This is a genomic window from Micromonospora sp. CNZ303, assembly GCF_004345505.1.
Genome location: NZ_SLVT01000012.1, coordinates 65,729 through 84,101, shown reverse-complemented (window position 1 = coordinate 84,101; position 18,373 = coordinate 65,729). Strand labels below are relative to the sequence as shown.

The following is an 18,373-nucleotide window of genomic DNA, read 5'->3' as shown; positions in this document are numbered from 1 at the left end:
CCTGCTGCCCGGGTGAGGCCCAACTTGGTACATCGTCGGCTGTACTATCGCCGGCGTGGAGACGTTGACGCACGGGCAGGCGCTGGCCCGCTTCGGCCATGCCCTGTCCGACCCGACCCGGGCGCGGCTGCTGCTGGCCCTGCGCGACGGGCCGGGATACCCGGCGGAGCTGGCCGAACTACTGGGCACGACCCGGCAGAACCTGTCGAACCACCTGTCGTGTCTGCGCGGCTGCGGCCTGGTGGTCGCCGTGTCCCAGGGCCGCCGCACCCGATACGAGCTGGCCGACGCCCGGCTGGCACACGCCCTCGCGGACCTGCTCGGACTCGTGCTGACGGTCGACCCGGCCGCGTGCCCGGACTCCGGCGAAAAGGGCTGCTGCTGATGACCCTCCCCCTCATCAACCTGACACCGGCGGGACCCTCGCCGGCGCGCCGCGCGGTCCTCGCCCGCCGGGTACGGCTGCTGGTGGCCGCGACGATCACCTACAACGTCGTCGAGGCGGTCGTGGCGATCACCGCCGGCACGATCGCGTCGTCGACCGCCCTGATCGGCTTCGGCCTGGACTCGGTGATCGAGGTGTCGTCGGCAGCCGCGGTGGCGTGGCAGTTCGCCGGCCGCGATCCGCAAGCTCGGGAGAAGGCGGCGCTGCGGATCATCGCGGTCTCGTTCTTCGCTCTCGCCGCCTATGTGACGGTGGAGTCGGTACGGGCCCTGGTCGGCGGCGCCGACGCCGAGCACTCCGGTGTCGGTCTCGTGCTGGCGGCGCTGTCGTTGGCGATCATGCCGGGCCTGTCGTACGCGCAGCGCCGCGCCGGCCGGGAACTCGGTTCGCGGTCGGCGGTCGCGGACTCCAAGCAGACCCTGCTGTGCACCTACCTGTCCGCCGTCCTCCTCGTGGGCCTGGGCCTGAACAGCCTGCTCGGCTGGTCCTGGGCCGATCCGATCGCGGCGCTGGTCATCGCCGTGGTGGCGGCCAAGGAAGGTCGCGAAGCGTGGCGCGGTCACGCCTGCTGCCCGCCCGGGCTCACCCCGGCCGGGTCGGCGGCAGGCAGCAGGACGGAGGGTTGCGCGGACGGCTGCTGCGCCGACGAGCGGTAGGCCCTCCAGCCGAGCGGAGCAGCCGGCGGCCCCCGGCCGGTGTGCCGGAGGCCGCCGCACCCGGGTCACCTCGTGAAGGCGTCCTTCACGTCCCGGCCGGCGTCCGTGAGGTGCTCGCCGGCCTGTCGGGCACGCGCGTCGCTCTGCTGCGTGGCACCCTCGCCGCGCATCCGCTCGTTGTGGGTGGCGCCGCCGAGTCGTTTCCTGGCGGCCCCTGCCACCTGGTGGACCTTGTTCTTCGCCCTGCCGGTGAAGCCCATGTCGCCTCCTCCGCACGGGCCGGGCCTCCCCCGGCCCTTGTTTGCTCGGGTGCCCTCATCACGCGGTCGGAAACCCTGCTGTGCCGGCGTGGCAGGGGCTACACCCGCTTAGGCATCCTAGGACACTAGGTGAACGGTGGAAAGAGGTCGTCTGATTGACTGGAGGAATGGGAGAGCTTCTGCTGATCCGGCACGGCGAGACCACCTGGAGCGCGAGCCGCCGGCACACCTCGTACACCGACCTCCAGCTCACCCCCGATGGCGAGCGGCAGGCCCGCGCTCTCGGCCGCTTCCTCGCCGGCCGCCGTTGCGCCGCGGTCCTGACCAGCCCTCGCGCCCGGGCGCTGCACACCGCGCGCCTCGCCGGCCTCACGGTCACCGGCACGCTCGACGACCTGGCCGAGTGGAACTACGGGGAGTACGAGGGGCGCACCACCGCCGACATCCGCGACGACCACCCGAACTGGTCCATCTGGGCCGACGGCTGCCCCGGCGGGGAGTCCCCGAACCAGGTCGGCGAGCGCCTCGACCGGGTGCTCGCCCGGATCCACCCGCTGCTCGACCGGGGCACCGTCGCCCTCGTCGGGCACGCCCACAGCCTGCGCGTGCTCGGCGCCCGTTGGGTCGGCCTGCCTCCGTCGGCCGGCGGGCTGCTGCGCCTGGACACCGCCACGGTCAGCGTGCTCGGCCACGAGCACGGCCGGCGGGTCATCCTGCGCTGGAACCAGCCGGTTCCCCCGGCCCCCGCGAGCGCACCCGAAGCTGGGGCTCGGCACTGATCTTCGGCGACCGGTTCTCGTACGGCGTGGACAGCACCACCGTCGTACGGGTCGTCACGTTCGCCGCCGTCCGGATCTCCTGGAGCAGCCGCTCCAGGTCGGCCGGGCTCGCCACCCGCACCAGCAGGAGGTAGAAGTCCTCCCCCGCCACCGAGTAGCACGAGTCGATCTCCGGCAGGTGGGCCAGCCGCTCCGGCGCGTCGTCGGGCTGCGACGGGTCGAAGGGCCGGATCGCCACGAACGCGGTCAGCGGCAGGTCGAGGGCCTCGAAGGAGACCCGGGCGGCGTACCCCTTGATCACGCCGCGCTGCTCCAGGCGGCGCACCCGCTGGTGCACGGCGGAGACCGACAGGCCCACCCGCTCCGCCAGATCGGTGTACGACAGCCGACCGTCAGCGGTCAGCGCGGCGATGATGGCGCGGTCGATCTCCTCCACGGCGTGCAACCTACCGGGAAAACCGCTTCCCGGCGACGACGCGGCCCACCGGCGCGACGCGGCGCCGGTGGGAGGCGACGCCCGTCAGCCCTTCGCCAGCGCCCGGGAGATGACCAGCCGCTGGATCTGGTTGGTGCCCTCGACGATCTGGAGCACCTTGGCCTCGCGCATGTAGCGCTCCACCGGGTGGTCGGCCACGTAGCCGGCCCCGCCGAGCACCTGCACGGCGTCGGTGGTCACCCGCATCGCCACGTCGGTGGCGAAGAGCTTCGCCTTCGCCGCCTCGATCGAGTACGGCCGGCCAGCGTCGCGCAGCCGGGCCGCGGCCAGCGTCAACGCCCGGGCCGCGGAGATCTGGGTGGCCAGGTCGGCGAGCGTGAAGCCCAGGCCCTGGAAGTCGATGATCGCCCTGCCGAACTGCTGGCGCTCCCGGGCGTAGCCGACCGCGTAGTCCAGCGCCGCCTGGGCCAGCCCGACCGCGCAGGCGGCGATGCCGAGGCGCCCCGAGTCGAGGGCGGACATGGCGATGGTGAAGCCCGCCCCCTCCCCGCCGATCAGCCGCTCGGCCGGCACCCGGGCCGAGTCGAAGGCGATCTGCGCCACCGGGGAGGCGCGCAGCCCCATCGTGCGCTCGGCCGCCTGCGGCGCGATGCCCGGCGTGGCGCGGTCGGCCAGCAGGCAGGAGATGCCCTTCGGGCCGGGCCCGCCGGTGCGGCAGAAGATGTTGTAGAAGTCCGCCACCTGCGCGTGCGTGATCCACGCCTTGGTGCCGTCGACCACGTAGTCGTCGCCGTCGCGCACGGCCTTCGTGGTCAGCGCGGCGGCGTCCGACCCGCCCTGCGGCTCCGACAGGCAGTACGCCCCGAGCAGCTCCCCGCCGACCATGTCGGGCAGCAGCTTGCGCTGCTCGTTCGTCCCGAACTGCGCCAGGGGGTAGCAGGACAGGGTGTGCACGCTGACCGCCTCGGCGACCGCCAGCCACCGGCTGGCCAGGATCTCCAGCACCTGGAGGTAGACCTCGTAGGGCTGGGCGGCGCCGCCGTGCTCCTCGGCGTAGGGCAGGCCGAGCAGGCCGGCCCGCCCGAGGGTGCGCAGCACCTCGCGGGGGAACTCCGCGCGCTCCTCGAACCCGGCGGCCCGCGGCGCGAGCTCCCGGTCGGCGAGTTCGGTGGCGAGGTCGAGCAGGTCGTGGGCCTCGTCGGTGGGGAGGATCCGGTCGACAGTCATAGCGCGATGAGCTCCGTGGGGGTGGTGTTGAGCCGTTGCACGCCGTCCGTGGCGCAGACGACGATGTCCTCGATGCGGGCGCCGTGGCGGCCCGCCAGATAGATGCCCGGTTCGACGGAGAACGCCATCCCCGGCTCCAGGGGGCGGGCGTTGCCGGCCACCACGTAGGGCTCCTCGTGGCCGTCCAGGCCGATGCCGTGGCCGGTGCGGTGCAGGAACTCCGCGCCGAAGCCGGCGGCCGCGATCGGCTCCCGGGCCGCCGCGTCGACATCCTCGGCGGTGATGCCGGGGCGGACCGCGGCCACCGCGGCCCGCTGGGCGGCGTGCAGCACCGCGTAGTAGTCGACGAACTCGGCCGGCGCCGGGGCACCCGCGACGTAGGTGCGGGTGCAGTCGGAGCGGTAGCCCGACGGCATCGTCCCGCCGATGTCCACGACGACCGGCTCGCCGGCGCCGATCGGGCGGTCGGAGGTGCCGTGGTGCGGGCTGGCGGCGTTCGGGCCGGCGGCGACGATCACGAAGTCCACGCTCACGTGGCCGGTGGCCCGGATCGCCGCGGCGATGTCGGCGCCCACCTCCGCCTCGGTGCGCCCCGGCCGCAGCCACTCCCCCATCCTCTCGTGGACCGCGTCGATCGCCGCGCCCGCCTCGGCCAGCGCGGCGACCTCGGCCGGGGACTTGCGCAGGCGCATCTCGCGCAGCACCTCGGAGGCCAGCCGCTGGGTGGCGCCGGGCAGCGCCGCGCGCAGGGCCAGGACCTGCTCGGCCCACATCCGCTCGGCCAGGCCGACCGTCGCCACCGGTCCGCCGAGCGCGGCGACGAGCAGCGGGTACGGGTCGGTGCCGTCGGCGTGGTCGACGATGCGTACGCCGGTGGCCGGCGCGGGGGACGCCTCGGCGGCCGGCCGTTCCAGGGTGGGCACGATCAGCGTCGGCTCGCCCTGCGCGGGCAGCACCAGGCAGGTGAGCCGCTCCCCCTCGTGGGCGTCGTAGCCGGTCAGATAGCGCAGGTCGGAGCCGGGGGTCAGCAGTAGCGCGTCCAGGCCCGCGGCGGCGGTGGCGCGCCGGGCATCGGCCAGCCGCCGTGGCGGATACAGCTCGTCGGATCCCACGCGCTCAGCTTAACGGTCGTTCGGGGCCGGACCCCAGCCCACCCGAGGTCGGGTAGCGCCCGCATCCATCGAACATTGTCGTTGACGCGACAGTTAACAATCCTTAGGATTTGGCTGCCTCGAGGATGTCCACCCCGTCCCCCACCCGTACGCCCGCACCCGGCGCCCCGCCGCCGACGCGGGCGGCACGGCCGCCACGACCCGCCCACGGGAAGGCCCCCGATGCCCTCATCGCTCTCCCGCCTCAGGTCGGCCCTCGCCGCCGGCCTGCTCACCCTGGCCACCGCCGCCACCACCCTCACCCTGGCCCCCGCCCCCGCGCAGGCCGCCGTGCTGCCCAACGGCTTCCGCAGCGTCGGCTACCTGCCGTCCTGGACCGGCGACGTCAACGCGGTGCAGTACGCCAAGCTGACCCACGTCAACTACGCGTTCGTGCTGCCCAACGGCGACGGCAGCCTCCGCCCGGTGGAGAACCCCGCCAAGCTCTCCCAGTTGGTGTCGCGCGGCCACGCCAGCAACGTCAAGGTGTCGATCGCGATCGGCGGCTGGAACAACGGCGACGACTCCGCCTTCGAGGCGCTCGCCGCCAACGCCGGCACCCGCACGACGTTCGTCAACAACGTCGTCAACTTCGTCAACCAGTACAACCTCGACGGCGTCGACATGGACTGGGAGTACCCGGACCCGGGCGCCTCGGCCACCAACTACACGGCGCTGATGCAGCAGCTGGCCGGCGCCCTGCACAGCCGGGGCAAACTGCTCACCGCCGCCGTCGTCTCCGAGGGCTGGTACGCCGAGGGCGTGCAGCCGGCCGTGTTCGGCCACGTGGACTGGCTCAACATCATGGCGTACGACGGCGGCAGCCCGCACGCCAACTACGACTGGTCGATCAACGCCGTCAACTACTGGAAGTCCCGGGGCCTGCCCGCCCGCAAGGCGGTGCTCGGCGTGCCGTTCTACAGCCGACCCGGCTACCACACGTACGCCGCGCTGGTCGCCATGGACCCGGCCAACGCCAACCGCGACTGCACCACGGTCAACGGCACCCAGCAGTGCTACAACGGCATCCCGACGGTCAAGCGCAAGACCCAGTGGGCCATGGCCAACGCCGGCGGCATGATGAACTGGGAACTGAGCCAGGACACCACCGGAGCCACCTCCCTTGTCAGCGCCATCTACGACACCGCCACCGGCGGCACCACCCCGCCGCCCGTCGGGCGCACCGGCCCGATCACCGGCATCGGCGGCAAGTGCGTCGACGTGGCCGCCGCGAACACCGCCAACGGCACCGCCGTGCAGCTCTACGCGTGCAACGGCACCAACGCCCAGAGCTGGACGGTGGGCACCGACGGCACCCTGCGCGCCCTCGGCAAGTGCGCCGACGTGACCAGCGCCTCCACCGCCAACGGCGCCAAGGTGCAGCTGTGGGACTGCAACGGCACCGGCGCGCAGGTCTGGCAGGCCCAGTCCAACGGCACGCTGCGAAACCCGGCGTCCAACAGGTGCCTCGACGCCACCGGCAACAGCTCCGCCGACGGCACCCGGCTGCAGATCTGGGACTGCTTCGGCGGCGCCAACCAGGTCTGGCGGCTGCCCGCCTGAACCCCTCCGGGGCCCGCCGTCGGCGCGGGCCCCGACGGGGTGCGGCTTCCACCTGGTGGGCCGGCCGTCACCCGCACGACCAGAGCGCGACGATCTCAGTCCGGCCCGTCGGCCGTGACCGGCAGCGCGGCGGCGAGCCGGCGGACCCGGTGCGCGTGGGTCAGCACGTCAACGCTGTCGACGTACTGGTCGACCGCGCCGAGGGGCGCTCGCCCGCGCAGCACCGGATCGGTGATGGCGGCCCGCAGCGCGCCGGCGATCCGACCGGCGTCCAGGACCAGGAACGGCCGCCGGTGGAAGGGCCGGGACCGGGCGCGCACCGGGGCCGCCAGGCCGGTGTCGTCGGTCCGGGCGGCGAGGGCCTCCAGCGCCCGGACCAGCCCGGCCTCCCGCATGCGCCAGTCGCCCGGGCCGAGCGCGTCGGCCAGGGCCGCGACCAGGGGCGCCACGTCGGGCAGCCGGGCGAACAACGTGCCCAGCCACTTGTCGTACGGGGGCCAGCGGCGGTGCAGCAGCAGGCCGAGGCGCATCAGGTCCCGGGCCAGCCCGGCAGTGACCACCCGACTGCCGAGGTCGTCGCCGGTCTCGGCGCAGCGGCCGGGCAGGTGTTCGGCCTGGGCGACCCGGGTCCACGCAGCGGCGAGCACGTGCCGCCACACGTCCTCCGGGTACCACGCCAGCGCCGCCCGGGCCCCGGTCAGCGCTCCGTCGAGACCGTCGTGGAACACCTCGCCGCCGGTCACCTCGGCCAGCCGCTGCGTCGGCGTGGCCAGCCAGTCCGCCGTGGTGACGCCGGCAGCGGGGTCGAAGCCCAGCCGCTCGCGCCACCAGCCGCCCGGCTCGTCGATCGTGACGCCGTGGCGGCTGCCCGCCCGGTCGGCGACCCCCAGCCGGCCCTCCCCCGTGAAGCGGGTGGGCCAGCCGAGGAACTCCGCCGGCAGGTCGGCGTCCAGCGCCGCGCGCAGGTGCGGGATCCGCGCCGCGTCGGACGCGCCGACGAAAAGCTGCCCGCGCGGCCCCCAGTCGTGGTCGGTGGAGCGCGGGGTGTCCAGGCCGAGCAGCTCCGAGCCGCCGTCGAGCAGCCCGGCCGCGTACCGCAGGTCGGGGAAGCGTCGACGCAGGATCGGGGCGAGCACCTCGTCGTGGAACCGGCGGCCGAGCGTCAGGCCCGCAACGAACGTCACACCGGCAAGTCTGCGCGCGCAGCGGCGGGCCCGCAGCCCGGTTCCGCCGCCGGCGGCCGTACGCGCCGATAGGCTGGGCGCGGACGGGTCGCCGACGGAGAGGACCGACCGCCGTGGCAGCGACGGACCGGGAGCGCGCCGCGACCCGACGCCGCCGGCTGCTCTGGGCGGGCATCCTCGCCGTCGCGGGCCTGGTGCTGCTGGCCGTCGGGGTGACCGTCGCCGACGGCACGGCGGCCTGGCTCGAGGTGTCGGTCGCGATCGCGCTGCTGCTCGCCAGCTACGGCCTGCAGTACGTGGCCCGCCGCGAGACGCTGTACCGCGACCACGAACGTCCCTGACCCGCCGTGCCGCGCCCCCTGATCGTCGGTGGGGTGTGCCAGGCTGTCGGGCGTGGCACAGCGACCCCCGATCCTGCTCATCGACGCGCCCAGTCTCTACTTCCGGGCCTACTTCGGCATTCCCGAGTCGGCGGCCCGGGCCGCCGACGGCAGCCCCGTCAACGCGGTGCGCGGCTTCCTCGACATGCTGGCGAGCCTGATCCGCACCCGCCGGCCCGACCGGATGGTCTGCGCGATGGACCACGACTGGCGGCCCGACTGGCGGGTGGCGCTGCTGCCGTCCTACAAGGCGCACCGGGTGGCGCCCGAGGGCGGCGAGGTGGTGCCCGACACGCTCAGCCCGCAGGTTCCGCTGATCCTGGAGGTGCTCGACGCCGTCGGCATCGCCCATGTCGGCGCGACCGGCTACGAGGCAGACGACGTGCTCGGCACCCTCTCGGTGACCCAGCCGGCGCCGGTCGAGGTGGTCTCCGGCGACCGGGACCTGTTCCAACTCGTCGACGACGCACGCCCCGTGCGGCTGCTCTACGTCGGGCGGGGCGTGGCCAAGCTGGACGACTGCGACGACGCCGCGGTGCGCGCCCGCTACGGGGTGCCGGCCGACCGCTACGCCGACTTCGCCGCCCTGCGGGGCGACCCCAGCGACGGGCTGCCCGGGGTGGCCGGCGTGGGCGAGAAGACGGCCGCCCGGCTCATCGAGCGCTACGGCGACGTCGCGGGCATCCTGGCCGCCCTGGACGACCCGGGCTCCGGCTTCGCCCCCGGGCTGCGCACCAAGCTCGCCGCCGCGCGGGACTACCTGGCCGTCGCGCCGAAGGTGGTCCGCGTCGCCCTCGACGTGCCGCTGCCCGAGCTGGCCACCGAGCTACCGACCGCGCCGGCCGACCCCGACCGGCTGCTGGAGCTGGCCGACGAGTGGAACCTCGCGGGCTCGGCACGCCGTCTCGTCGACGCCCTCGCGCAGCGGTCCTGACCACCGCGCGCACGCGTCACCGCGTCGATCAGGCGGTGCCGTGCAGACCCGCTGAGCCGCTCGAAATCGTATAAGCGGGGGCACGACCTGATCCACTGCTTCCCGGCGGAGGGGAGGTCCGCTACCAGCGGCAGGGCAGGGTGACCCTCGATAGCCTGTTGGGAGCCCTGCGGCGGCTCGGGTGCGGGCCGTACGGCGGCGCAGACGACGGGCGGAGGAAGCATGACGGGAGGCGGGCCGGCTCCGGACGGCGTCGGCCCGGACGGCGAGCGGCGGAGCCGGCGCTACCTGGCGGCGGTGTTGCTGGGCGCGGCCGGGGGGATCGACTTCCTCACCGGGCTCGCCATCGTCCCGCTCGAGCCGTACGTCGACATCGCCAGCGCGGAGATGTTCCACCTCGATATCACCAGCTGGGGCTGGGTCCGGCTGGTCGTCGGGGCGGCGACCGTCCTGACCGGGCTGGGGGTGCTCGTCGACCGACGCGCCACCACCGTCGCGGCAATCGTCACCGCATCTGTGGGCATCGGGCTCGGCATCCTGCTTCTGCCGTACCACCCGATGGCGGTATGGATGGCGGCGATGCTTGCCGCCGTGGCCACCTGGTTGCTCGCCGGGCAGCTCCGCACAGCGAGCCGGACCCCCGCCTCGCGGGTCTGACCTGACCGTCAGCCTGGTTGCCGCAACGGACGGCAGTAGAGTTTCGTCGAGAAGGCCGGCGTGCCGGACGGCACGGTGGGTTCCCAGACCGGGTTGATGCGCAGTGCCAGGTTGGGTGCGTGCCAGGCCGAACCCAGCCGCTCCAGGAGGCCGTACTCCCGGCGCCGGACGTTGACATCCTCGCCTGCCAGAAAGTCGATCAACTGGTCTCCGATGACCGGGCGACCGATGAGCCCTCCGTGGAAGGACGGTGCCTCGACCGACGGGATGCGGATGTACGGATCCGGTGGCGCCTCGGACGCGGTGACCGTCGGCAGGAAGGCGATCGCCCGGACCCCCGGGACAGGACACAACATGTGCAGGCGATAAAAGGGCCCGTCTTCATCCATCAGTGAGCGGATGAACGGCTCGTCCGGCGTGGCGGCGGCTGTTCTGCCGACCTGCGTGACAGCGAACATCCCCCGCAGCAGCCAGCCGGCGACCAGACCCCAGCCGGTGCTGGCGTCCGGGGGTGGATAGTACGCGCGTCCGGCGCGGACCAGCGGGCTGAACATCGCCAGTGCCTGCACCCGCGGGTCCGGCCGATCGCCGAGGTAGCGCCGGGCCACCATCGCCCCCTCACTTCGGCCGACCAGGGCGATGGGCCTGCCGGTCCGCCGATGCAGCGCGTCCACCTGCGCGGCGAGCAGTTCCGCGCTGGAGTTCAGCGACCGGTGGGTGTCATACCGCCGGTACGGCAGCGGGCGGCCACTCGCATCCAGGCCGGCGTATGAGAACCACTCGACCGCCGGGTCCCCCAACGGGCGGCCGTCGTACGCGGATTCGTGCCCGGCCAGCAGGATCACCGCGTAGCGCACCCTCGCGGGCAGCGGCCGGTCGAAGACGGACGGGACGGCAGTGTTCCGTTCGTGGCGGGGCGAGGTGATCACCTGCGACACCAGCGGAGTGGCCAGCGCGAGCACCACAGCGATCGGCACCACCGGCACCCGCCGCCACCGTACCCGCGGCTGGAGCACGGCCGCCCGCACCGTCCGGTTCCACAGCAGGCCGTTAGCCGCGCCCGCGACCGCGGCGACGAGCGGCGTCACCAGCGCGGGAACCTGCCACACCAGGCCACCGGCCACCGAGATCAGCACGAAGTCGAGCAGGGACCAACCGACAAGCTCAGCCGAAGGCAGTCCCCGCCACAGGCCCCGGCCCACAGCCATCCGCTGCAGGAAGGGGGCGAGAAGGATCATGGGAGTCAGCGAGGCGAACAGGAACCAGGACAGCGACACCACCGACGCGGCGACCGCGTACGCGGCGAACGGTAGGACGAGGACCGCCGTGAACGCCGCGACTTCGAGGTTGCGCCGCGCCAACGCCCGGTACGGCGGCCGCCGTACGCCTGCCGGCCAGGCCAGGCCGACCAGGGCTGCGGAGTAGAGCCCTCGCAGCACGATCGCGCCCAGCAGAAGGAGCCCGAACATCAACCAGGAGTTGTGGTAAACCAGCAGCCAGCGCATGTCGTGGTACGAGTCGTACGGCCATACCGCAGAGCTCTGTGGTATCAGACCCTGCGCATTGCGGAACGGGATCCGGACAAGGATGACGGCCGCGACCAGGGGCATCGCCGCAGCGAGCCCGAGTAGCGCCAGTAGCCGGCGGGTGGGTCGCACGAGTCCTCCTTCGACACGCGGGCCTCTGCGCCGACTCTCCCTGGTACCGGCTGGCCGCTGAGCCGTATGCCCGAAAATCAACCGCTCCCACGACCTCGATCCGGCCGACATCACCTCGTGGTCGGCGGCGGCGGGCTCATCGTGGTGGCAGCACGCGCCATCGACCAGCAAGCGCCCCCCGGCGGGCGCGGACCACCTGTCCGCAGGGGGCGAGTTCGTCCCCCACGGACAGGTGGTCGGTCGAGGCCACCCCCCGGGGCCACGAACTCTGGCGGGGCGGCCGTGCCCTCAGCCGGTTGCCGGTGCGTAACCTCGCGCCGCGGCCAGGTCAGAGGCGCACTCACCGGCTCGGCACGCCGCCTCGTCGACGCCCTTGCCCAGCGCGCCTGACGCCGCCCGCCGTGCCGCGGCACGGCGGGCGGCGTCAGGCGCGCTGTACGGGTCAGCGCGGCGGGTCGTCCCGGCGGGACGGGAACGGGGTGCCCGGCCGGCCGAGCGTGGACCGGGCCCGCAGCCCCACCGGGTCGGGCGGCGGCGACGCCTCGGCTGCCGGCTCCGGGCCCCGCAGGGTGTCGAAGTACGCGGCGGCGGCCCGGTCCTCGGCGGTGGGGGCGGCGAGCAGCGCGTAGACCAGCCCGACCACGCCGAACACCACGGCGAGGATGATCGGCACGAGCAGGGTGCTGACGCCGGCGCCCACCACCTCGCCCTGCCCGGAGTGCGCATGCACCGACATGGCGCTCATCCCGGTGAAGTGCATGCCGTTGACGGCCACACCCATCAGCAGCGCCGAGCCGACGATCGCCAGCCCCCGGCGGACGGTCATCGCGAGCCAGAGCGCCACCGTGGCCGCGACCACCGCGATCACGACCGACAGCACGACCCGGGTGGTGTCGTAGTCGATCCGACCGTTGAGCCGCATGGCCGCCATGCCGGTGTAGTGCATCGCGGCGACCCCCGCGCCCGTGAACAGGCCCCCGGCGAGCAGCCGCACGGCGGAGAACCGCCCGGTGCCCACGATGGCCAGGCCGATGCCGACCGCGGTCACCGCGATCATCGCGCTGGCCACGGTGATCGGCACGTCGTACCGGATCCGGGTGCCCTCGACGGCGAAGCCGAGCATCGCCATGAAGTGCATGGTCCAGATGGCGGTGCCACCGATGGCCCAGGCCGCCAGGGTTCCCCACCAGGCGCGCTGGCCCGCGCTGCCCGCCGTGCGGATCCGGCCCGCGCAGATCAGCCCCAGGGCCGAGCCCAGCACCGACAGCGCGTAGCTGAGCGCGGGGGTGATCCACCCGTACTCGAAGTGATTGATTTCCGCCACGGCGGCCTTCTCCCAGATCGTTCCACCGACGCGCGATCCTGCGCCGGAGCAATGATCAGGGATGCCGTGACCAGGCACAACGGCACCCCCCGGACAATTCGGGGGGTGCCGTCGCGGTCACTAAGCGATGCGTCGATTTCGATGTCCGGTGACGGACAGTGACGGTCAGGCCGGGGCGTGGTAGGCCAGCACACCCCGGTTCACGGCGCCGATCGCCTGCCGGGCGGTGGACCTGAGCTCCGCCGAGGCGCCGCCGGAGTCGGCGAGCTGGCCGAGCAGGTCGACCACCTGCCGCGCCCAGCGGACGAAGTCGCCGGCCGGCATCTCGCCGTCGATCTCGTGGCCGCTGCCGAGGACCTTCGCGAGCGCCTCGCCCCGCGCCCAGCGGTAGACCGGCCAGGCGAAGCCGAGGTCGGGCTCGCGGGTGACGGTGAGGCCCCGGGCCGCCTCGTCGGCCTCGATCTCGCTCCACAGCTTGAGCGTCTCGTCGACCGCCTCGGCCACGGGGCCGCGCGGCAGCGACGCCCGCTCGTCGACGTCGCGGCGCGCCTCGAAGACCACCACGGAGACCGCCGCCGCCAGTTCGGCCGGGGAGAGCCCGTCCCACACCCCGCGCCGCAGGCACTCGGCGACCAGCAGGTCCGCCTCGGTCCAGATCCGGCCGAGCATCCGGCCGGCGTCGGTCACCGCGCCGTCGGGCGCCAGGTAGCCCCGGGCGGTGAGCAGCGCCACGATCCGGTCGAACGTGCGGGCCAGCGAGCCGGTCCGGCCGGCCACCCGCTGCCGCAGCTCCTCGGTGTCGTTCTCCAGGCGGCGGCGCCGCTCCGCCCAGCGGGCGTGCTCCTCGCGGTCGGGGCAGGCGTGGCAGGGATGCCGGCGCAGCTCGGTGCGGAGCTGGCTGAGCCGGTGGTCCTCACCGACGGCCTGCCGGGACCGGCCGCCCCGTCGTCCGGCGTGCCGGTCCAGCCCGGTGCCGCTGACCTCGGCGGCCAGATCCCGCCGGGCCGCCGGGGACCGGTGGTTGAAGTGCTTCGGCACCCGGATCCGCGCCAGCACCTCGGCCGGGGTGGTGAAGTCCCCCGGGCTGACCCGGCCCGCCCAGCGGTCCTGGGTCAGCACCAGCGGCCGGGGCTCGCCGAAGCCGCCGGTGGCCGGGTCGAGCACGACGGCCAGACCGGCCCGACGGCCCGACGGCACGCGGATCACGTCGCCGATCCGCAGCCGCTCCAGCGAGGCCACCGCGGCGGCCTTGCGCTGGCTCTGCCCCTGCCGGGCGATGGCCCGCTCCCGCTCGCCGATCGCCACCCGCAGCGCGAAGTACTCGTCGAAGTCGCCGTGGTGGCAGGCCGCCTCCGCGCCGTACGCCTCGATGGTCTCGGTGTTGCGCTGCACCTGCCGGGCCAGGCCGACCACCGAGCGGTCCGCCTGGAACTGGGCGAACGAGGACTCCAGCAGCGCGCGGGCCGGCTCGGCACCGACCGTGCCGACCAGGTTGACCGCCATGTTGTACGACGGCCGGAAGCTGGACCGCAGCGGGTAGGTGCGGGTGGAGGCCAGACCGGCCACGTGCCGGGGGTCGGTCTCCGGGGACCAGACGACGACGGCGTGCCCCTCGACGTCGATGCCGCGCCGCCCGGCACGGCCCGTGAGCTGGGTGTACTCCCCCGGCGTCAGGTCGACGTGCGCCTCGCCGTTGTATTTCACCAGGCGTTCCAGCACGACGCAGCGGGCCGGCATGTTGATGCCCAGCGCGAGCGTCTCGGTGGCGAAGACCGCCTTGACCAGACCCCGGACGAAGAGCTCCTCGACGACCTCCTTGAACACCGGCAGCATGCCGGCGTGGTGGGCGGCCAAGCCGCGTTCGAGGCCGTCGAGCCACTCCCAGTAGCCGAGGACGGTCAGGTCCTCGCCGGGAATGGCGGTGACCCGCGACTCGACGACGCGGCGGATCTCGGCCCGCTCCTCGGGGGAGGTGAGCCGCAAGCCCGCGGCGAGGCACTGCTGCACGGCGGCGGCGCAGCCGGCGCGGCTGAAGATGAACAGGATCGCCGGCAGCAGTCCCTCCCGGTCGAGCCGGTCGACGATGTCGGGGCGCATCGGGCCGCGCCAGCGGGGCCCGCGCCGGCCGCCGCCGGGACCGGCGCTGCGCCCCTCGCCGAGCTCCAGGCGGCGCATGGTGTCGCGGGTGTAGCGCAGCAGCTCGGGGTGCACGTCGTGCTTGCGGGCGGCGTCGGCGTCGTGGAACAGGTCGAACATCCGCTTGCCGACCAGCATGTGCTGCCACAGCGGCACCGGGCGGTGCTCGCTGACCACCACGGCCGTCTCGCCGCGCACGGTGACCAGCCAGTCGGCGAACTCCTCGGCGTTGGACACGGTGGCCGACAGGGAGACCAGGGTGACCGAGGCGGGCAGGTGGATGATCACCTCTTCCCACACCCCGCCACGGAACCGGTCGGCGAGGTAGTGCACCTCGTCCATCACCACGTACGCCAGGCCGTCGAGCGTGGCCGAGCCGGCGTAGAGCATGTTGCGCAGCACCTCGGTGGTCATCACCACCACCGGGGCGTCGCCGTTGATGGCGTTGTCGCCGGTGAGCAGCCCGACCTGCTCGGCGCCGTAGCGGTCGACCAGGTCGTGGTACTTCTGGTTCGACAGGGCCTTGATCGGGGTGGTGTAGAAGCACTTGCGCCGCCGGGGCGGGGTCCCGTCGCCGCCGGTCGCGGGCGCCGCCGCGCCGCCGGCCGCCGGCGTGCCGCGCAGCGCCAGGTGTACGGCGAACTCGCCGACCACCGTCTTTCCGGCGCCGGTCGGGGCGCAGACCAGGACGCCGCTGCCCCGTTCCAGCGCCTGGCACGCCTCGCGCTGGAAGTCGTCGAGGTCGAACCCCAGATCGAGGGCGAACTCGTCAAGTGCCGGGAACTGTGAGGCCTGCGCGGCCCGGCGGCGCGCCGCGGCGTACCGCTCGGCGGGGCTCGACATGCCTCCAAGATTAATGCGTGCCGCCGACAGCCACCGGACAAGGCCAACCGGCAGGGGGGTCGGAGGCGGTCGGTAGGGTGCACGACGTGCCGGATCATGCCGAACCGCCCCACGCCCCGCGCGGCGCCGACGACGCCGTCCGCCCGGGTCCGTCCCGCCGGCCGGTGGAGGCGGTCCTGCTCGACTTCCATGGCACCCTGGCCCAGGTGGAGGAGCCCCGGGACTGGGTGCTCGCGGCCGCCGCCGCCTGCGGGGTGAGCCTGGAGCGGATGCGGGCCACCGCGCTGGCCGACCGGCTGCTGACCGCCGGCCGGGCGGGCGGGCCGCTGCCCACCCGGGTGCCGCCCCGGCTGGCCGAGCTCTGGGCCGACCGGGACCTCTACCCGCACGCCCACCGGGGCGCCTACACCGGGCTGGCCGAGACCGTGGACGCGGGCATCGAGGGCTTCGCGGAGGCGCTCTACGAGCGGGTGCTGGTGCCCGAGGGCTGGGTGCCCTACCCGGACACCGCGGCGACCCTGGACGCGCTGCGGGCCGGGGGCGTCCGGGTGGCCGTCGTCAGCAACATCGGCTTCGACATCCGGCCGCACTTCGAGGCCTGGGGGCTGGCCGGGCTGGTCGACGCGTTCGCGCTCTCGTACGAGGTGGGGCGCTGCAAGCCGGACCCGGGGATCTTCCTGCGCGCCTGCGGGATGCTCGGCGTCGATCCGGAGCGGACGCTGATGGTGGGCGACACCCCGGCCGACGCGGGGGCCGTCGCGGCCGGATGCGCGGTGCTGGTGCTGCCGGCAGCCGAGGCGGGTCGGGCCAACGGGCTGGGCGCCGTGCTGGACCTGGCCGGCGTCGGTCAGCAGCGCTAACGGCACGCCGACAGCATCGTTAACACCTGGCGCTAACGCGAAGGCGTTATCGTCGCTGCCATGATCACCGAGACGTCGCCCCGGGACCGGATCGTCCGGGCCGCCGCCGCACTGCTCGCCGAGGGCGGCCGGGAGGCCGTCTCCACCCGCGCGGTCAGCCGGGCGGCAGGGGTGCAGGCGCCCACCATCTACCGTCAGTTCGGCGACATGCGCGGCCTGCTGGACGCGGCGGCCAGCTACGGGTTCGCCGCGTACCTGCACGCCCAGGCGGCCGGGGACCTCGCCGACGACCCGGTCGACGACCTACGCCGGGGCTGGGACCTGCACGTCGGCTTCGGCGTGGCCAACCCGGCGTTCCACGCGCTCATGTACGGCGACCCGCGCCCCGGCGAGACCCCGACCGCGGCCCGGGTGGCGGCCGACATCCTGCGCCAGCTCGTGCACCGGGTGGCCGAGGCGGGTCGACTGCGTACGAGCGTCGACCAGGCGACCGAGATGCTGCACGCCACCGCGTGCGGCGTCACCCTCACCCTGATCCGGACGCCGCCGCCGGGGCGCGACCCGGCCCTGTCGACCCGGACCCGGGAGGCGGTGCTCGCCGCCCTGGTCACGGACTCCCCCGCCGCCCGGGCGACCTCCCGGGCCGACCGTCCGGTCCGGCACGCGGTGGCGCTGCGCGCTGCCCTCGACACCCTCGCCACGGATTTCACCCCCGCCGAACGCACCCTGCTGACCGAATGGCTGGACCGCATCACCACCCACACACCCCCCTGACCCCCACACCCCTCCCAGCCCTTCGCCGAGTCGGTCATGCACTTCTGGTGCCGGTTTTGCGGGCATACACGGCCTGTGCGGGGCACCACGACTGCATGATCGACCCGTTGAGGGCGGGGAGGGAGGGAGAAGTCGGGCGGGAGGGCGGGGTCAGCGGAGGAGGTGGAGGGCGGCGGGGGTGGCCGTGACGGTCAGGGGGAGGGGCAGGGCGCGCTCGCCGTCGGCGTACGTGGTGATGCCCTCGGCGCTCAACTCGACCGTACGGGCGCGGTAGCTGCGCACCAGCGGGTGCGTCACGTGGGTACCCCGGTAGATGCGCGGCTTGACCCGCATCAGGGTGCGCCGGTGGAACCGGCCGCCCACCACCACGTCGAGCAGTCCGTCGGCCGGGTCCGCGTCCGGGCAGATCCGCATGCCGCCGCCGTAGCTGGCGCAGTTGCCCACCGCCACCAGCACGGCGTCCACCTCGTGCGGCACCCCGTCGAGGCGCAGGGTGTAGCGGCGCGGGCGCAGCCGGGCCAGTTCCACCAGGATCGCCAGGTCGTAGCGGCGCGGACCGCTCGGCCAACGCATCCGGTTGGCGCGCTCGTTGACGATCGCGTCGAAGCCGGCCGCGAGCACGGCCCCGTACCACCGGCCCGTTCCGTCGGCCCCCGTCATCCGGGCCAGGTCCACCGGGCGGGTGCGGCCGTCGCGCAGCGCCGCCGCGATCACGTCGACGGCGGCGAGCGGGTCGGCCGGGAAGCCGGTGTCGGCGGCGAAGTCGTTGCCGGTCCCGGCGGGCACCGGGCCGAACGGGACAGCCGTGCCGGCGACCGCCTGCAGCGCGCGGTGCACGGTTCCGTCGCCGCCGACCGCGACCAGGGCCGACGCCCCGTCGCGCACCGCCGCCCGGCAGGCCGCCTCGGCCTCGTCGGCGGTACGCGCGTGCAGCGGGCGTACCGGGCGGCCGGCAGCCGCGAGCCGGTGCAGGACCTGCGGTAGCAGCCCTCGGTGCCGACCCCGGCCAGCGGTCGGGTTGGCCAGCACGGCAACGGGCCCGACGCCGGCGACGGAGGGGTGATCGTCTGCGGTCACGGCGAGCACCGTACCGCCCCGGGACGGAC

18 protein-coding genes are annotated in these 18,373 nt (G+C 74.2%); 9 read left to right on the top strand and 9 right to left on the bottom strand.

The features are described 5' to 3' along the window. Window positions 1-55 precede the first annotated feature (55 nt). Window positions 56-385: a metalloregulator ArsR/SmtB family transcription factor gene (locus tag EV374_RS19860; protein WP_207914385.1), complete on the top strand. Its 330-nt coding sequence runs from the start codon at window positions 56-58 to the stop codon at window positions 383-385. Continuing rightward, window positions 385-1,101: a cation efflux transmembrane domain-containing protein gene (locus tag EV374_RS19855; protein WP_132237525.1), complete on the top strand. Its 717-nt coding sequence runs from the start codon at window positions 385-387 to the stop codon at window positions 1,099-1,101. The genes EV374_RS19860 and EV374_RS19855 overlap by 1 nt, the downstream gene beginning before the upstream one ends. A gap of 65 nt (window positions 1,102-1,166) precedes the next feature. Here EV374_RS19855 and EV374_RS19850 read toward each other — a convergent pair whose 3' ends face one another. Beyond that, complete coding sequence (locus tag EV374_RS19850; protein WP_132237523.1) at window positions 1,167-1,361, bottom strand: CsbD family protein; 195 nt, start codon at window positions 1,359-1,361, stop codon at window positions 1,167-1,169. A gap of 167 nt (window positions 1,362-1,528) precedes the next feature. On the opposite strand from EV374_RS19850, the gene EV374_RS19845 reads away from it, so the two are divergent. After that, window positions 1,529-2,140: a histidine phosphatase family protein gene (locus EV374_RS19845; protein ID WP_132237521.1), complete on the top strand. Its 612-nt coding sequence runs from the start codon at window positions 1,529-1,531 to the stop codon at window positions 2,138-2,140. On the opposite strand, the gene EV374_RS19840 is transcribed toward EV374_RS19845, so the two are convergent. From EV374_RS19840 to EV374_RS19830, 3 genes are all read right to left on the bottom strand, one after another. Continuing rightward, on the bottom strand, window positions 2,070-2,576 hold the full coding sequence (locus tag EV374_RS19840; RefSeq protein ID WP_132237519.1) for an Lrp/AsnC family transcriptional regulator: 507 nt from the start codon (window positions 2,574-2,576) through the stop codon (window positions 2,070-2,072). The genes EV374_RS19845 and EV374_RS19840 overlap by 71 nt on opposite strands. A gap of 84 nt (window positions 2,577-2,660) precedes the next feature. Further along, window positions 2,661-3,803 (bottom strand): acyl-CoA dehydrogenase family protein, encoded by a 1,143-nt coding sequence (locus tag EV374_RS19835; RefSeq protein ID WP_132237517.1) that lies wholly within the window; start codon window positions 3,801-3,803, stop codon window positions 2,661-2,663. Continuing rightward, complete coding sequence (locus EV374_RS19830; protein WP_132237515.1) at window positions 3,800-4,915, bottom strand: M24 family metallopeptidase; 1,116 nt, start codon at window positions 4,913-4,915, stop codon at window positions 3,800-3,802. Before EV374_RS19830 ends, EV374_RS19835 begins: the two co-directional genes overlap by 4 nt. 222 nt (window positions 4,916-5,137) lie before the next feature. Here EV374_RS19830 and EV374_RS19825 point away from each other — a divergent pair, with 222 nt between their 5' ends. Continuing rightward, a complete protein-coding gene (locus tag EV374_RS19825; protein WP_132237513.1) occupies window positions 5,138-6,517 on the top strand; it encodes a glycosyl hydrolase family 18 protein in 1,380 nt (459 codons plus the stop codon). Window positions 6,518-6,612: 95 nt separating this feature from the next. Here the strand turns inward: EV374_RS19825 and EV374_RS19820 are convergent, their stop codons facing one another. Beyond that, complete coding sequence (locus tag EV374_RS19820) at window positions 6,613-7,701, bottom strand: DUF4037 domain-containing protein (protein WP_132237511.1); 1,089 nt, start codon at window positions 7,699-7,701, stop codon at window positions 6,613-6,615. Window positions 7,702-7,814: 113 nt separating this feature from the next. Here EV374_RS19820 and EV374_RS19815 point away from each other — a divergent pair, with 113 nt between their 5' ends. The 3 genes from EV374_RS19815 (at window position 7,815) to EV374_RS19805 (ending at window position 9,672) form a co-directional block, all read left to right on the top strand. Further along, window positions 7,815-8,042: a hypothetical protein gene (locus tag EV374_RS19815; protein ID WP_132237509.1), complete on the top strand. Its 228-nt coding sequence runs from the start codon at window positions 7,815-7,817 to the stop codon at window positions 8,040-8,042. Between the two features lie 52 nt (window positions 8,043-8,094). Then, the gene (locus tag EV374_RS19810; RefSeq protein ID WP_132237507.1) at window positions 8,095-9,015 is read left to right on the top strand and encodes a 5'-3' exonuclease; all 921 of its coding nucleotides are present in this window, start codon (window positions 8,095-8,097) and stop codon (window positions 9,013-9,015) included. 222 nt (window positions 9,016-9,237) lie between these two features. Then, complete coding sequence (locus EV374_RS19805) at window positions 9,238-9,672, top strand: DUF7144 family membrane protein (RefSeq protein WP_132237505.1); 435 nt, start codon at window positions 9,238-9,240, stop codon at window positions 9,670-9,672. An 8-nt stretch (window positions 9,673-9,680) separates the two neighbouring features. Here the strand turns inward: EV374_RS19805 and EV374_RS32665 are convergent, their stop codons facing one another. The 3 genes from EV374_RS32665 to EV374_RS19790 form a co-directional block, all read right to left on the bottom strand. Next, window positions 9,681-11,501 carry an esterase/lipase family protein gene (locus tag EV374_RS32665; protein ID WP_486485856.1) on the bottom strand — a complete coding sequence of 607 codons (1,821 nt, stop codon included), beginning with the start codon at window positions 11,499-11,501 and terminating at the stop codon, window positions 9,681-9,683. A gap of 271 nt (window positions 11,502-11,772) precedes the next feature. Continuing rightward, a complete protein-coding gene (locus tag EV374_RS19795) occupies window positions 11,773-12,654 on the bottom strand; it encodes an MHYT domain-containing protein (RefSeq protein WP_132237503.1) in 882 nt (293 codons plus the stop codon). Window positions 12,655-12,819: 165 nt separating this feature from the next. Continuing rightward, the gene (locus tag EV374_RS19790; RefSeq protein WP_132237501.1) at window positions 12,820-15,633 is read right to left on the bottom strand and encodes a DEAD/DEAH box helicase; all 2,814 of its coding nucleotides are present in this window, start codon (window positions 15,631-15,633) and stop codon (window positions 12,820-12,822) included. An 86-nt stretch (window positions 15,634-15,719) separates the two neighbouring features. On the opposite strand from EV374_RS19790, the gene EV374_RS19785 reads away from it, so the two are divergent. Both EV374_RS19785 and EV374_RS19780 read left to right on the top strand, forming a co-directional pair. Continuing rightward, window positions 15,720-16,493: an HAD-IA family hydrolase gene (locus tag EV374_RS19785; RefSeq protein WP_132237499.1), complete on the top strand. Its 774-nt coding sequence runs from the start codon at window positions 15,720-15,722 to the stop codon at window positions 16,491-16,493. Between the two features lie 60 nt (window positions 16,494-16,553). Beyond that, window positions 16,554-17,267 carry a TetR/AcrR family transcriptional regulator gene (locus EV374_RS19780; protein ID WP_132237497.1) on the top strand — a complete coding sequence of 238 codons (714 nt, stop codon included), beginning with the start codon at window positions 16,554-16,556 and terminating at the stop codon, window positions 17,265-17,267. Between the two features lie 150 nt (window positions 17,268-17,417). Here EV374_RS19780 and EV374_RS19775 read toward each other — a convergent pair whose 3' ends face one another. Then, window positions 17,418-18,353, bottom strand: a complete 936-nt coding sequence (locus tag EV374_RS19775) for a diacylglycerol kinase (RefSeq protein WP_486485855.1) — start codon at window positions 18,351-18,353, stop codon at window positions 17,418-17,420. Window positions 18,354-18,373: the final 20 nt, after the last annotated feature.